General features: G+C 57.8%; 10 protein-coding genes and 2 pseudogenes. 10 read left to right on the top strand and 2 right to left on the bottom strand.

The window, feature by feature from the left end; all coding sequences use genetic code 11:
- The 3 genes and pseudogenes from AACY44_RS25535 to AACY44_RS25525 all read left to right on the top strand — a co-directional run.
- The coding region (locus tag AACY44_RS25535) for an IS3 family transposase (protein WP_339531310.1) at positions 1-831 on the top strand (831 nt) is incomplete at its 5' end.
- A 686-nt stretch (positions 832-1,517) separates the two neighbouring features.
- Positions 1,518-2,546, top strand: a complete 1,029-nt coding sequence (locus tag AACY44_RS25530; protein ID WP_339437004.1) for an AraC family transcriptional regulator — start codon at positions 1,518-1,520, stop codon at positions 2,544-2,546.
- Between the two features lie 330 nt (positions 2,547-2,876).
- Positions 2,877-3,363: pseudogene (locus tag AACY44_RS25525) on the top strand (IS66 family transposase); the annotation flags it as partial.
- Between the two features lie 19 nt (positions 3,364-3,382).
- On the opposite strand, the gene AACY44_RS25520 reads toward AACY44_RS25525, so the two are convergent.
- On the bottom strand, positions 3,383-3,955 hold the full coding sequence (locus tag AACY44_RS25520) for a TetR/AcrR family transcriptional regulator (protein WP_339437005.1): 573 nt from the start codon (positions 3,953-3,955) through the stop codon (positions 3,383-3,385).
- A 117-nt stretch (positions 3,956-4,072) separates the two neighbouring features.
- Here AACY44_RS25520 and AACY44_RS27875 point away from each other — a divergent pair.
- From AACY44_RS27875 to AACY44_RS25480, 7 genes and pseudogenes are all read left to right on the top strand, one after another.
- A pseudogene (locus AACY44_RS27875) lies at positions 4,073-5,879 on the top strand (F0F1 ATP synthase subunit alpha).
- Positions 5,876-6,244 carry an HPF/RaiA family ribosome-associated protein gene (locus tag AACY44_RS25505; RefSeq protein ID WP_339437008.1) on the top strand — a complete coding sequence of 123 codons (369 nt, stop codon included), beginning with the start codon at positions 5,876-5,878 and terminating at the stop codon, positions 6,242-6,244. The pseudogene AACY44_RS27875 and the gene AACY44_RS25505 overlap by 4 nt, the downstream one beginning before the upstream one ends.
- Positions 6,241-7,152 carry a F0F1 ATP synthase subunit gamma gene (locus tag AACY44_RS25500; RefSeq protein ID WP_339437009.1) on the top strand — a complete coding sequence of 304 codons (912 nt, stop codon included), beginning with the start codon at positions 6,241-6,243 and terminating at the stop codon, positions 7,150-7,152. Before AACY44_RS25505 ends, AACY44_RS25500 begins: the two co-directional genes overlap by 4 nt.
- A 405-nt stretch (positions 7,153-7,557) precedes the next feature.
- On the top strand, positions 7,558-8,796 hold the full coding sequence (gene mexE / locus AACY44_RS25495) for a multidrug efflux RND transporter periplasmic adaptor subunit MexE (protein WP_339428248.1): 1,239 nt from the start codon (positions 7,558-7,560) through the stop codon (positions 8,794-8,796).
- Between the two features lie 15 nt (positions 8,797-8,811).
- A complete protein-coding gene (locus tag AACY44_RS25490) occupies positions 8,812-11,991 on the top strand; it encodes an efflux RND transporter permease subunit (protein WP_339428247.1) in 3,180 nt (1,059 codons plus the stop codon).
- A complete protein-coding gene (locus AACY44_RS25485; RefSeq protein WP_339428246.1) occupies positions 11,988-13,403 on the top strand; it encodes a TolC family protein in 1,416 nt (471 codons plus the stop codon). The genes AACY44_RS25490 and AACY44_RS25485 overlap by 4 nt, the downstream gene beginning before the upstream one ends.
- 230 nt (positions 13,404-13,633) lie before the next feature.
- Entirely contained in the window at positions 13,634-14,158 is a 525-nt protein-coding gene (locus AACY44_RS25480) for a hypothetical protein (RefSeq protein ID WP_339428245.1), read from the top strand.
- 742 nt (positions 14,159-14,900) lie between these two features.
- On the opposite strand, the gene AACY44_RS25475 is transcribed toward AACY44_RS25480, so the two are convergent.
- Positions 14,901-15,923, bottom strand: a complete 1,023-nt coding sequence (locus AACY44_RS25475; protein ID WP_339437010.1) for an AraC family transcriptional regulator — start codon at positions 15,921-15,923, stop codon at positions 14,901-14,903.
- Positions 15,924-15,935 lie beyond the last annotated feature (12 nt).

Genomic DNA, 15,935 nt, shown 5'->3' with positions numbered 1-15,935 from the left:
CCGGTTGATTGGCTGTGCAAGGTGTTTGAAGTGACCCGCTCATGCTACTACGCTCGGCGTCTGAGACGCCGCACACCGGATGTAGAACGCCTTCGATTGCGCAGTCGGGTGAACGAGTTGTTCACCCGAGGCCGCAGTGCTCCCGGTAGCCGTAGCATCATGGCCATGATGCAGGACGACGGCGAGCAGATCGGGCGATTCAAAGTGCGCAGCCTGATGCGCGAGCTGGAGTTGGTCAGCAAACAACCGGGATCGCATGCTTACAAAAAGGCGACGGTCGAGCGGCCCGACATTCCTAATATCTTGAACCGGGAGTTTGATGTGCCCGCTCCTGACCACGTCTGGTGTGGCGATATCACTTACATCTGGGCTCAAGGGAAATGGCAGTATCTGGCAGTTGTGCTAGATCTTTTTGCCCGCCGTGTTGTGGGCTGGGCGTTGTCGGGAAAGCCGGATGCCGACTTGGTCATCAAGGCCTTGGACATGGCTTACGAGCAGCGAGGGAAGCCTCAAGGTCTGCTGTTCCACTCCGACCAGGGCTCGCAATATGGAAGCCGGAGTTTTCGCCAGCGCCTTTGGCGATATCGCATGCGTCAGAGCATGAGCCGGCGAGGAAATTGTTGGGATAACGCGCCGATGGAGCGGGTGTTCAGGAGCCTGAAAACCGAGTGGATACCGACCATGGGCTACACGACGGTTCAACAAGCTCAGCGGGATATCAGTCATTTTTTGATGCACCGGTACAACTGGATTCGACCGCACCAATTTAATGGTGGGCTGCCACCGGCTCAGGCCGAGAAAAAACTTAACGTCGTGTCCGGGATCAGTTGACCACTACACAGAGAGTCGCCTTCCCTCCCCGATATGTTCGACGAAAAAAAGAAAAAAGGTGGTCGATTCCTACATGAATCGAATGAATACGCTGCTCAGCGTAATAATGGATCTGAAGGGCGAAAGCGAAGCACTAAACGATGGCGGCGCGCTCAAACAGTCCCGGCAGTGTTTGCAGAAGCAGCCGCCCCAAAATGATCTGGACGGCGCTCCCACGTCAGTTAATTCAGAAGCGTTGATAAGATATTGAACATCTGCCCCCGAGAGTGACTATCCGCTGGGCGCTAAATCTGTGCACGGCATGCAGAAAGGTTTCGGATTTGACTACCGGGATTTTCAGATCGGCACCGAGACTCGGCGAGGCAGCAGAACTTCGCGACTGACTCGTAAACCCTGGTTGCCCATCCTTAAAAAACACGACAAAGCCAAAAAAATAACGTTGGACACCTAATATTCACGGGGGGATTCTAGGAACGAATAAATCATGTTCAGGAACAGCCCGAACAACCGGAACGCCCTATGGCATGCCCATTGCTTTAGTAGGTAGAAAGCCCAGATGAGGGCACAAAAAGAAACGGACATGCCACGGGTTATCCGGTTAATGCAGCGACTATCCTTATCCTGCAAAACCTCGGTAACACTATTGTGCGCAATGCCTTGAAATCGTGCATGTAAGTGAGGCGACCATGAGCCTGAATCTCATTCTGGAGGGTTGCGGCAGTCTCTTTGACAGAGCTTCGCTGTTCACCCCTAAAAATCAGTTGTTTCTTCTCAATGACCTGGATGCCATTCGCGACGGCGTCAGCAGCGTCTTCAAAAAACACGAACTGCGCTGTATCCAGGAAACCGACCGCATCAGCGCGCGTATGCATCATGTCAGTCGTGGGCGCATGTCCCTGAACCGCCTGGAATATGGCGCCCGGGTAAACATCGATCCCGGTCGCCTTGAAGATTTCTTTTTGATTCAGGTCCCCATCAGCGGAAAGGCGCGCATCATTTGTGGCGGGCACGACTTCATCTCTTTCCCCAACAAGGCCTCCTTGATTTCTCCGAACCTGCCGTTATCGATGTGCTGGGATGCCAATGCGCCCCAACTGGCACTTCGAATCGAACGTAGCGAGGTTGAGCACCATTGCGCTCAACACCTTGGACATGTGATGGACAGATCACTGGAGTTTCATCCAGAACTCGATCTGACCACCCCAGGCGGAAGCTATTTCCTCCAGTTGATCGCGTTGCTGGCAGACGCGATCACATTGGACGAACATCCACTCCACCACGCCTTGGTGCTCAAGCAGTTCGAGTCGGTTCTGATCAATGCATTGATCTATGGCCAACCCAATAATCTGCAAGAACAACTGGAGTGCGCGAGTAAACCAAAAGCGCTCTTACCCTATTTCGTCAAAAGGACCGAGGAGTATATGCGGGCACATGCGAATGAACCCCTGAGCATAGAGCAATTGGCCGAGCATGCGGGGGTTAGCGTTCGCACATTATTTGCCGGCTTCCGGGATTTTTGCGACACCACTCCCATGGCATACCTGCGCAATCTGCGTCTTGAGCAGGTACATCTTGAGTTGAGCAGTCAGCGTCATGACGCGTCAGTGACCGACATAGCATTCAAATGGGGCTTTGCCCATTTAGGGCGGTTTGCCCAAGAATATAAAAGACGTTTTGGCGAGGCTCCTTCAACCACACTCAGATTCCGAAGCTGAGCTCAGAGATCACAGTGCACGGTCCGTGGCCACCATCAAAGTTGTCGAGTATTGCATGAGCTGGCGGGTCTTGGATCGTCTCTCTGGAAAGTCGGCCTGAGCGTCTCTAGGCATCCTCTGGCAGGCTGTTCATCTGATCATTCTGCCTTTCCACACACCATGGAGCGCCATTCACTTCCAATGGTTTGCTAAATTGGGGCACATCTGAGGGCATGCATTGGGTGGTTTGAAAAGGATGCCCCCAGTCCAAGCAGCTCCAACACTTCCCTTCTCGAAAAGCATGCTTCGATGCCATTAAAAAGCAGAGCTACCTTTAGGGCAATTCGGCATGCCCATGCGCGCCGAAAGTTCTTCGATTTGCACGCGACCAACAAGAGCCGGAACTACGGCCGCGAATACGGCAGGAAAAATCAGTGCCAATCATCGATGCCCTTCATACCTGGATGATCGCCCAGCGACAGCCTGTGCCTGAGGGATCGGCCATCGCTAAGGCCTTAGATTACAGCCTCAAACGCTGGATAGCGCTGACGCGCGATACCGATGATGGGGCTGTACCCATTGACAATAAGTGGTGCGATAACCAAATCCGTCCGTGGGCACTTGGGCGTTCGAACTGGCGTTCGCGGGATCGTTACGCAGCGGTAAACGCGCGGCGGCGATCATGAGTCTGATCCAATCGGCACGACTCAATGGACATGATCCATATGCTTACCTGAAGGATGTACTCACGCAGCTGCCGACGCAGAGGGCAAGTGAGATTATGGCGTTGCTGCCGCATCAGTGGACTCGGTTGCAGTACGGAGTGGCAGATAGGTAGCAGTCAGTTGCCTCTCGATCTACCCGTTGATTTTTTTCCGAACCATCTTCATGAGGTTTTCACCGACGCCCACGATGCTTTTGTTCTGCGAAACAACCTGAGCCCCCTCCATCAGGTAAGTGAGTTCCATCGCCGCTTCGTTCGGCTCGGGCAAATCAGCTTCGGCACAGAGAACCACCAACCGGAGGAACTGACGCTTTTTATGTTCTTCGATGAGTCGGCGGGCGGGATTTCCTGGCTCAGGTATCTCCGCCAGTGAATTGGTGAAAGGACAGCCCCTATAAGACGCAGCCGAAAGGTCATGCGCGATGAACTGGGCAAACCCGAGAATCTGCCCCTTGGGATCACCGGCGTGCTGTGCCGAAAGCCCTTCGAAGACCTCGGAATATTTATCGACGAGCAACCGTAACCACTCAAGAACCAGCGAGTCTTTCGAATCGAAATGCCGGTAGACGGTCATCTTGGTCGATTTGGCCTTTGCCGCGATGGCATCCACCGTAACCCGACTGATGCCTTCAGTGAAAAACAGCTCCTCGGCTGCATCGAGAATCCTTTCTTTGGGGGCTAACTGTGGAATTCGTTCGGGCCGCATGGTGTTCTCCGCTTGACAGCGATACTTTTAGGTATCTTACTATACCGATCAGTATCGCTCGATACTGCAAAGTCTAAATCATACCGCTTTTGCCAGGTAAATGGCTCGGAGAATGCGATGAGAACCGCTGAATACGCTGAATACGATGCACTGGGTCTTGCTGAGCTGATCGCCAGCGGTCAAGTCACTCAAGCCGAAGTCAGTGCCGCGGCACTTTCCGCCATTGAGCAGCTCAATCCAAAGATCAATGCGTTGGTTGAGGTTTGGGGGAATGAACCCCAGGCAGTTACTGGGCCGTTCAAGGGCGTACCCTTTCTGGTCAAGGACTTGGGTCTTACTGCCAAGGGGCACCTAAATGAGCTGGGCAGTCGCTTGGCAGCCGGGTGCATCGCCGACGAGGACTCTAACCTGATGACCCGCTTGCGGCAGGCAGGTCTGGTTACCATCGGCAGAACCACCACTCCAGAATTGGCCGCCAGCACCACCACTGAAGCCGTATTTTCGGGGCCGACTCGCAACCCATGGGATCTGAGCCGCAGCGCTGGTGGGTCAAGTGGCGGCTCGGCCGCTGCCGTAGCCGCCGGACTGGTACCTGCTGCGCATGCTACCGATGGCGGTGGTTCTATCCGCGTACCTTCAGCCTCTGCCGGACTATTCGGGCTTAAGTCCAGCCGGGGCAGAGTTTCAATGGGGCCGGCCGTGGACGAGGTATGGGCTGGGCTTGCCGTACATGGCGTCGTCAGCCGAACAGTGCGCGATAGTGCCGCTTTACTGGATGCAATTGAGGGGGTAACCGAGCCCCTGCAGACCGGGCTGAAGGTGCTCGACGCACTGATTCCCATAGGGCGTGGCCAGCGCGAATTGATCCTCGGCGACCGCCAGACCGGCAAGACCGCCATTGCTCTGGATACCATCTTCAATCAGCGCGACAAAAATGTGCTCTGCGTTTACTGCGCCATCGGCCAGCGCGCCTCAGCGGTGGCTAAGGCCGTGGCGACTCTGCGCGCCAAAGGCGCATTGGCGTACACCGTGGTCGTGGTGGCCGAAGGCAACGAAGCGCCGGGGGTTGTCTTACATTGCACCGTACGCAGCCACCAGTATCGCCGAACACTTTATGGAGGCCGGCCATGACGTACTGATCGTGTACGACGACCTTACCCATCACGCGCGGGCTTACCGCGAGCTGTCACTGCTGTTGCGCCGCCCGCCCGGGCGTGAGGCATTTCCGGGGGATATCTTCTATATCCACTCGCGCATGCTCGAACGTGCCACCCGCCTCAACGAGGCGCGCGGTGGCGGTTCGATGACCGCGCTGCCGATCATCGAGACCGAGGCGCAGAACATCTCGGCCTATATCCCGACCAACTTGATTTCCATCACCGACGGGCAGATCGTCTTATCGCCGTCGCTGTTTGAGCTGGGCGTGCTGCCAGCCATCGACGTGGGCCAATCGGTCTCGCGAGTGGGTGGCAAGGCACAGCGCGCGGCCTATCGCGCAGTGGCCGGCGACCTCAAGCTGGCTTACGCGCAGTTCGAGGAGCTGGAAACCTTTGCCCGCTTCGGCGCTCGGCTGGATCAAGACACACGGCAATCCATCGAGCACGGCAAACGCATACGTGCCTGCTTGGTACAAGCCGAATTCTCACCGGTATCGGTGCCCGCACAGATCGCCATTCTTCTGGCATTAAATAGCGCGATGTTTAACGCGGTACCGGTCGAACGCATGCCAGCGGCCCAACAAGCGGTTGAGGTAGCCGCCAATGCCTTGCCCGATGAGCTGCGCACGCGCCTGAGCGGTATCGAAAAATTGACCGACGCCGACCGTGAGCAGGTGAGCGCCGCGGCCCGTCAGGCGCTTTCCGCCTTTTCCAGCACCGACGACGCCGCCCCCGGCGCCAAGACTGCAATCGAGGAAACCCCATGAATATCCAGATCAATACCGGCAATCACATCGACGGCAGCGCAGCACTGTCCGCGCACATCAGCGCCACGCTTGAGCAGGCGCTGCAGCGCTTTAGCGAACAAATCACCCGCGTGGAAGCGCATCTCAGCGACGAGAATGGAGACAAGAACGGCCAGCATGATCAGCTGTGCATGCTTGAGGCCCGCCTCAACGGGCGCCAGCCGGTGGCCGTGACCGAGTTCGCCGCCACTCAGGAGCAAGCGGTACATGGCGCCGCGCAGAAGATGGTGCACCTGCTGGATAGCACGCTCGGCCGGCTGAACGAGCATCGCGATAAGACCTCAGCCGTGCCAGAGCCGGTAAGTAAAGACACGCCAAACCCATGACCACCACGCTCACCGCACTGCGCCGGCAGATAGGCAGCGCCGGGGATCTGAAGTCCGTGGTGCGTACCATGAAGGCCTCAGCGGCGTCAGCTATTGGTCAGTATGAGCAGTCGGTGGCGGCACTGGCCGACTACGCCCGTACGGTCGAGCTCGGGCTCAGTGTGTGCCTGCGTGCAGTCGATCCGCACGGCATACAGCGCCAGGTAGCCGACACAACGGCCGCTGACGCGGTGGTGCACGCCATCGTATTTGGTTCCGACCAGGGGCTGGTGGGCCGGTTTAACGAGGTGGTGGTTGAGCATGCGCTGGCGAGGTTGCCCTCCGCCGCCGATGCCAAGACGACAGTAAAAGTCTGGGCAGTCGGCGAGCGCCTACAGGCGCGCCTGGTTGATGCGGGTGTGACGCTAGAAGGTTCATTTGCGGTGCCGGGGTCAGTGGAGCTGATCACCCAACTGGTGGGGCAAATCCTGCTGACGGTTCAGTTGCCTGACGGCTCCGCGATGAGTGCAATGCCACGCGCCACGCTGCTGCTGTTCTATAACCGCCCCGGCGAATCCGGCTACAGCCCTGTAAGTCAGAGGCTACTGCCGTTAGACGCCGCGTGGCAGCGCGAGTTGGCGACTCAAGCCTGGCCCACGGCGCAACTGCCAGAAGTGTTGGGCAACCCTGCGCCGGCGCTGCAAGCCTTTATCCGCGAGCACCTGTTTGTTTCGTTGTTTCGCGCCAGTGCTGAGTCGTTGGCCAGTGAAAACGCCAGCCGGCTCGCCGCCATGCAGCGCGCCGACCGCAACATCGGCGAGTTGCTGCAAGAACTGCAAACCAGCTTCCATCAATTACGCCAGGCCAGCATCGACGAGGAACTCTTCGATGTGATCGCCGGCTTCGATGCGCTGCAGCCAAGCACCTGAAGTCGGCCACTCAAACACAGCTATATAGAACCACTGCGTGCGCTGTCGAACAGACGAAGCAAGGGATGGCGCCGGTGATGAGCACAGTAGCAGGCGTTGTCATGCGGTGAACTCCTTCATAAAGAGTGCTGGCACGGACTTGGCTGCTTCAGATAAATGGCTGATGTCGTCAGTCGCTTATTACCTCGACTGTTTCACCCTCCCCCTCAACCTTCCTTGCGGTTCCCGTAAAAGACCTTTGTCATCACGCCCATTGATAGCTCCCTAACGAAAGCCCCAGGCTAGAGGGCTAAACTCGCGCTTATATCATTCCGAATGATAGTTACCTTTGCTTCATTCGATTCGTGACATAGCACATCGCCGCGCATGATCCGCCCATCTCAAATACATTGGCGGATGCACTTCATGGAACAGTCACTCAAACATTTGCGCTTCCCCTTGGCGATTTTGGCCGTAGTGGTGATGAGCGCGTGCGGCAAGACCCCGGAACAAGCGGCCGCCATGCCTGCTGCCAAAGTCAGCGTGGCGAAGGTGCTGGAACAACCGGTCAACGAGTGGGATGAATTCACCGGTCGCCTGGAAGCCCCGGAAACCGTGCAGATTCGTCCACGGGTCTCTGGCCAGATTGACCAAGTCGCTTTCACCGAAGGCGCCTTGGTCAAGAAAGGCGACTTGCTGTTCCAGATCGACCCGCGTCCGTTCCAGGCTGAAGTGCGCCGCCTTGAAGCCCAGTTGCAACAAACCCGCGCCGCCGCCTCCCGCAGCGATAACGAAGCGCAACGTGGCGAGCGCCTGCGCCAGAGCAATGCGATTTCCGCCGAACTGGCCGACTCGCGCACCACCGCTGCCCAGGAAGCCCGCGCGGCCGTTGCCGGGATCCAGGCGCAGTTGGACCTGGCCAAGCTGAACCTGAGCTTTACCCGTGTGACCTCGCCGATCAGCGGCCGCGTCAGCCGTGCCGAAATCACTGCCGGCAACCTGGTGACCGCCGACACCACCGCGCTGACCAGTGTGGTCTCCACCGACAAGGTCTACGCCTACTTCGACGCCGATGAGCGTGTGTTCCTCAAGTACACCGAACTGGCTCGCCAAGGCCGCCGTGGTGCAACCACGCCGGTGTACCTGGGCCTGTCCAACGAAACCGGCAACCCGCACTTGGGCAAGATGAACTTCATCGACAACCAGGTCAATCCGGCCACCGGTACCATCCGTGGTCGCGCTGTGTTCGATAACAGCAAGGGCGAATACACCCCTGGCCTGTATGCACGCCTGAAATTGGTCGGCAGCGGCACCTACTCTGCCGTGTTGATCACCGACGAAGCCGTCGGCACCGACCTGGGCAAGAAATTCGTGCTGGTGATGGAAGGCGACAAGCCGGCCTATCGTTCGGTGGAGCTGGGGCCGAAGATCGAAGGTTTGCGCATCGTGCGCAGCGGCCTGAACAAGGACGACACCATTATCGTCAAGGGCCTGCAGCGCGTGCGCCCAGGGTCGCCAGTGGCCCCGCAAACCATTCCGATGGCCAGCCAGGAAACCCTCGCCGCCTTGGCCAAACAACGACAAGCGCTTGAAGCCAGCAACCTGGAACAAGTGGCGCCGGATAAAGCCTCGCCCAAACTTGCCAGCGCGACTCCACGCGGTTAAGGGATACGACTCAAGATGAATTTTTCCAAGTTCTTCATTTCGCGGCCGATCTTCGCAGCAGTGCTCTCGCTGTTGATCCTGATCGCCGGGGCGATCTCGCTGTTCCAATTGCCGATCAGCGAATACCCGGAAGTGGTGCCGCCGACTGTGGTGGTACGCGCCAACTTCCCGGGCGCCAACCCCAAGGTCATCGGCGAAACCGTGGCCGCTCCGCTGGAGCAGGCGATCACCGGCGTCGAGAACATGCTGTACATGTCCTCGCAGTCGACCGCCGACGGCAAGCTGACCCTGACCATCACCTTCGCCTTGGGTACCGACCTGGACAACGCGCAGGTGCAGGTGCAAAACCGTGTGACGCGGACTCAGCCGAAACTGCCAGAGGAAGTGACGCGCATCGGTATTACCGTGGACAAGGCCTCCCCCGACCTGACCATGGTGGTGCACTTGACCTCCCCGGATCAGCGCTACGACATGCTCTACCTGTCCAACTATGCGTTGCTCAATGTGAAGGATGAGCTGGCGCGTCTGGGCGGTGTCGGTGACGTGCAGCTGTTCGGCATGGGTGACTACTCCCTGCGGGTATGGCTGGACCCGAACAAGACCGCTTCGCGCAACCTGACCGCCACCGATGTGGTGACCGCGATCCGTGAGCAGAACCGTCAAGTGGCTGCCGGTGCCCTGGGTGCGCAACCCGCGCCGTCGACCACTGCATTCCAGTTGTCGGTGAACACCCAAGGTCGCCTGGTGACCGAGGAAGAGTTCGAGAACATCGTGATTCGCTCAGGCGACAACGGTGAAATCACCCGCCTCAAAGACATCGCACGGATCGAGCTGGGTTCCAGCCAATACGCCCTGCGCTCGTTGCTCAACAACCAGCCGGCGGTGGCGATCCCGATCTTCCAGCGCCCTGGCTCCAACGCCATCGAGATTTCCAACGAAGTGCGCGGCAAGATGGATGAGCTGAAAAAGAACTTCCCGCAAGGGATGGACTACAGCATCGTCTATGATCCGACCATCTTTGTGCGCGGCTCCATCGAAGCGGTGGTGCACACCCTGTTCGAAGCGCTGATTCTGGTTGTTTTGGTGGTGATCCTGTTCCTGCAGACCTGGCGCGCCTCGATCATTCCTTTGGTGGCGGTGCCGGTTTCGTTGATCGGTACGTTTGCGGTGATGCACCTGTTTGGCTTCTCGCTCAACGCGTTGTCGCTGTTCGGCCTGGTACTGGCCATCGGTATCGTGGTGGACGACGCCATCGTGGTGGTGGAGAACGTCGAACGGAATATCGAGCTGGGCCTGGAACCGTTCCCGGCGACCGAAAAGGCCATGAGCGAAGTGACCGGCCCGATCATCGCGACGGCGCTGGTGCTGTGTGCGGTGTTCATTCCGGCTGCCTTTATCAGCGGCTTGACCGGGCAGTTCTACAAACAGTTCGCCTTGACCATCGCGATTTCGACAGTGATCTCGGCGTTCAACTCGCTGACCTTGTCCCCTGCCCTGGCCGCCGTGTTGCTGCGCAGCCATGACGCGCCGAAGGATCGTTTCTCCAAGATGCTCGACAAGCTGTTTGGTGGCTGGTTGTTCAAACCGTTCAACCGCTTCTTTGAAAAAGCCAGCCACGGCTACGTCGGCACCGTACGCCGGGTGATTCGCGGTAGCGGTATCGCGCTGTTCCTGTATGCCGGCTTGATGGTGCTGACCTGGTTCGGCTTTGCCCACACCCCGACCGGTTTCGTACCGGCCCAGGACAAGCAATACCTGGTGGCCTTCGCCCAATTGCCGGACGCCGCGAGCCTGGACCGCACTGAAGACGTGATCAAGCGCATGTCTGACATCGCGCTGAAACAACCGGGTGTGGAAGCTGCCGTAGCCTTCCCGGGCTTATCGATCAACGGTTTCACCAACAGCCCGAACAGCGGCATCGTGTTCGTGACCTTGAAACCGTTCGACGAACGTAAAGACCCGAGCATGTCCGCCGGTGCGATTGCCGGCGCGTTGAACGGTAAATACAGCGACATCCAGGAAGCCTACATGGCGATCTTCCCACCGCCGCCGGTACAGGGCCTGGGTACGATTGGTGGCTTCCGCCTGCAGATCGAAGACCGTGGCAACCTGGGTTACGACGAGCTGTACAAAGAAGTGCAGAACATCATCACCAAGAGCCGTAACACGCCGGAGCTGTTCGGCCTGTTCACCAGCTACACGGTCAACGTGCCTCAGGTCGATGCGGCTATCGACCGTGAAAAGGCCAAGACTCACGGCGTGGCGATCAGCGACATCTTCGACACCCTGCAGATCTACCTGGGTTCGTTGTATGCCAACGACTTCAACCGCTTCGGTCGCACCTACCAGGTCAACGTGCAGGCTGAGCAACAGTTCCGCCTCGATGAAGACCAGATCGGCCAACTGAAAGTGCGCAACAACAAAGGCCAGATGATCCCGTTGGCGACCTTCATCAAGGTCAGCGACACCTCGGGCCCGGACCGCGTGATGCACTACAACGGCTTTATCACGGCTGAAATCAACGGCAACGCTGCACCGGGCTACAGCTCGGGCCAGGCAGAAGCTGCGATTGAAAAACTGCTGAAAGACGAACTGCCCAACGGCATGACCTACGAGTGGACCGACCTGACGTATCAGCAAATTCTCTCGGGCAATACCGCGCTGTTCGTGTTCCCGCTCTGCGTACTGCTGGCGTTCCTGGTACTCGCCGCCCAATACGAAAGCTGGAGCCTGCCGCTGGCGGTGATCCTGATCGTTCCGATGACGCTGCTGTCGGCGATTACCGGGGTGATCATCTCGGGCGGCGACAACAACATTTTCACCCAGATCGGACTGATCGTATTGGTGGGCCTGGCGTGTAAGAACGCGATTCTGATCGTTGAGTTCGCCAAGGATAAACAGGCAGAAGGCCTCGACCCACTGGCTGCGGTACTGGAAGCCTGCCGTCTGCGTCTGCGGCCGATCCTGATGACCTCGTTCGCCTTCATCATGGGTGTGGTGCCCCTGGTGTTGTCCAGCGGTGCCGGTGCCGAGATGCGCCATGCGATGGGCGTGGCGGTGTTCTCCGGGATGATCGGTGTGACCTTCTTCGGTCTGTTGCTGACGCCAGTGTTCTACGTACTGATCCGTCGCTATGTGGAGCGCCAGCAAGCGCGCAAAGCGGCCAAGGCCTTGAAGCTGGAGACACAGCAATGAGTGTGAAAGTATTCTTGCCGAGCTTGTTGGTGCTGGCGCTGAGCGCCTGTGCCGTAGGCCCGGACTACAAAACCCAGACCCCGGAGGCGGCCAATGTCACGGCCGCCGCCGATGCCAAGAAGTATGACCACGCCAAGTTCGAAGGCATCTGGTGGCAGCAGTTCGAGGACCCGACCCTCAACCAGTTGGTGACTCAGTCGCTGCAGGGCAACCGCGATTTGCGCGTCGCCTTTGCCCGTCTGCGGGCCGCCCGCGCCATCCGCGATGACGCCAGCAATGACGCCATGCCGACCATCACCAGCCGCGTCAGCAGTGACCAGGGCAAAGGCCAGATTCCGGGCCAGACCACCCGGCGCGTCAAGACCGAGCGTTACGACCTCGGCCTGGACATGGCTTGGGAACTGGACCTGTTCGGCCGCATACAGCGCAACCTGGAAGCCACCGACGCCGACCAGCAAGCCGCCGAGGCTGACTTGTACCAACTGCAAGTCACTATGATTGCCGAACTGGTGGATGCCTACGGTCAACTGCGCGGCGCGCAACTGCGTGAACGCATTGCCCTGGACAACCTGAAGAACCAGCAGGAATCGCGCACCATCACCGAAAGCCTGCGCGATGCCGGCGTGGGTGATCAGTTGGATGTGGAACGTGCCGACGCACGCCTCGCGGCGGTTGAAGCCAGCGTGCCGCAACTGCAGGCCGAGCAAGTGCGCGAGCGTAACCGCATCGCCACCCTCCTCGGTCAGCGTCCTGACAAGCTGACGGTGGACCTGAGTCCTAAAGACCTGCCAGCGATTGCCAAGGCATTGCCGATTGGCGACCCGGGGCAACTGCTGCAACGTCGCCCGGACATTCTCAGTGCCGAACGCAAACTGGCCGCCGCCACTGCGCGTATCGGTGTGGCCAAGGCCGATTTGTTCCCACGGGTCAGCCTCAGCGGCTTCCTCGGCTTTACCGCCGGGCGCGGTTCGCAGATCGGCTCGTCCGCTGCGAATGCCTGGGCCCTCGGCCCTAGCATCACCTGGGCCGCCTTTGACCTGGGCAGCGTACGCGCCCGTTTGCGCGGTGCGGATGCCGAGGCTGATGGCGCGCTGGCGAACTACGAGCAGCAAGTGCTGTTGGCCCTGGAAGAATCCGAAAACGCCTTCAGTGATTACGGCAAGCGTCAGCAACGCCTGGTCTCGCTGATCCGCCAAAGCGAATCCAGCCGCGCCGCCGCCGACCTGGCTGCGATCCGCTACCGCGAAGGCACCGTGGACTTCCTGGTGCTGCTTGACGCGCAACGTGAGCGTCTGGCGGCCGAAGACTCCCAGGCCCAGGCCGAAGTGGATTTGTATCGCGGGATTGTAGCGATCTACAAAGCACTCGGTGGTGGCTGGCAGCCAGACACGGTTGTTGCCACCGCCAAGTGAAGTAAAGAGCTCCTTTGGTTGGTCGCATCCAGCCAATTTTTAGCCCCGTGGTCCATTCGGTCACGGGGCTTTTTTTGGTCGGGTGTTTTACAGGGATGATAGTTAGGAAGTTGCCTGCACATTAGTCAGCCTTATCTGTCAGAGGGTTCTGAAATTTCTTCAAAAGCTAATGTTGGACTCTAGTACGTCGATAACGGGGGTGTAATTCTTAATACAGACAGGAGATTGTTATGGGCATGCTCGTTACGAACACAGCGACCACGTTATCGAAGCAAACTGATGCTCGTGTGGTCAGAAACCCAACCATGGTGACGAATGCGTTTACGCTGACGGAAGAGTCCAAAGCGGCGGAGACGCTGAAGCTAAAAAATTCAGAAAAAATTAACGACCTAAAAATCTTTTTAAAAAGCTATGACCTGACTTCTATCAGCACCAACGAACTTAAAGAAGTGGGCAGCAAACTTTACGATAACGGACTCATCGATGACAATACGTTCATGATGTTCATATCGGGAGACGGCGCATCAGATGCAAATGGCCGCCAAACGAAAATGGACGTTAAATTCAATGCGATCGCTTTATTTAACGAGAAACTGGAAGATAACATGGCGTATTTCAAAACTGATCGCTATTCGAAGCCGGAGCATATTGCGTATATTACTCACCGAATGGTTAGTGCCAACCAAGCAATCAATGCCCTGGCCTACCTAGGAAGCTCCACAGCCAGTACCTTATCTATAGATGATCACGCATGATCAAAACACTCAGAAAGCAGCGCGCTGATGATACCTTCAGCGCGCTACCTGCAAGCGTATTAACGCCCGTACCTGACACTACCTGAATAAGACTTTGATATTGCTTCAGGATTGTCCAACCTCACTCGATACGTTCCGAAACTGCCGACGTGAGAAACACTATTTCCTATGCTAGTCGACACCGACTGCCAGCTCCCTCCCAACTCTCGCTCAATTAGAATTCGAGGGGCACTCCCCGCACCACCCGGAGAAACAAAGGCATCAATGCTAGCTCCGGAACAGCCGTTGGCAGGTGTAATCGTAAAAGGGCCATGCGCAGTCAGTTCCGTCTTACCCTCTATGATACCGCTATAACTTTCAGAAACGTTTAAGCACAAGGCCGACGCCTGAAACGACAACCCCATCAATAATGCAAATGGCAATGCAATAAGACTTTTCATAAATCCACCTTCATGAATTAATAATCAAGATCTCAACATGCGACGCATGCAGCAAAGCAACTGCAGGTTTTTAGTTATGCCTAGGCATTCCTCACAGCCGGAGGGAGGATTGTTTACACCGAGCGTTTAATATCGCGAAACTCCAAGTAGGAATCAGCGAAAGCATCGGCGAGAACCATGCCAACCACTGTGCACGAACTATCAGATGAGATATGCCGGCCACATCCTAAAAAGTTGCGGGAAAGCTCTTCAGACGCTAATGAAAGATAAGAGAAGTTATTTCTTGCCGCCTTACACCAGAACTAACACCGCGCGACTTCATTCAAAATCAAACTTCGGTAATGCCCCGGATTCGACCCCGCCCACTTACGAAAAGCCTTGTAGAACGAACTGGTATCAGCAAACCCCAACCGCTCGGCGATCTCGGCAAAGCTGATCTGCGGTTCGGCCAGCCAGACAATCGCCAACTCCTTACGCACGCTGTCCTTGAGGCCCTGATAAGTCTGCCCCTCTTCCGCCAGGCGGCGGCGCAGTGTGGAAGCGGAGATGCACAGGCTGGCGGCGAGGCCTTCGGTTTCCGGCCAGGTCTCGGGAGGCATTTGGCGCAGGTCGTGTTTGATGTGGGTAGCGAGGCTGTCGGGGTCGCGGTACTTGACCAGAATATTGGCCGGCGCATGGGCCAGGAAACGTTTGAGCTCTTCCGCGCTGCGCTTGATCGGCAGGTCCAAGTAGTCGGCGGAGAAGATCATGCGGGTGCGCGGCCGGTCGAAGCGCAGGTTGTCGGAGAACATCACCTGGTAATCATCGCAGAAGTCCGGTTTTGAGCAGCGCAGTTCAATCGCGAGAATTGGAATCCGACGTCCCGCCAGCCAACAGGCTACGCCATGCACAATCATCCAATACGTAAAGTAGGTGAAGGCCCTGTTGGGTTCGGGCTCCGGTTCCAGCAGCACGATCTCCGCCAGGCTTTGTTGACGCACCAGTTGCGCGGGCATTCGCTCCAGCACCAGTGACAGAAACCCCAGGCCGGTTTCCAGGCTGGTGGCGAGGGTCGGCTGCGCTATCGCGGCGCGGCACAGGAACGCCAGGCTGCCGGACTTGAGCTTGCGTGGGTCCATGCCGAAGAACTCGTCATCCCTGCGCCGCGCCAGCAGGCGCCACAGGCGCGCGTAGGTCGTGGCAGAGACGCGTGCGGTGGGCTCGCTTAACAGTGCCGGATCGATACCGGCTTTATGCAGCACTTCGGCACTGGCCGTCCCGGGCACGCAGCTCTGCAACAAAGCTTCGCGCACGAGGTGGATGGAGATGGTGTCTTTTTCCGACATGAGCGATCGGGC

Origin of the sequence: Pseudomonas sp. RA_15y_Pfl1_P11 (genome assembly GCF_963970975.1) — a bacterium.
GTDB classification, from domain to species: Bacteria; Pseudomonadota; Gammaproteobacteria; order Pseudomonadales; family Pseudomonadaceae; genus Aquipseudomonas; species Aquipseudomonas tritici.
This window is presented reverse-complemented; position numbering and strand designations above follow the sequence as displayed.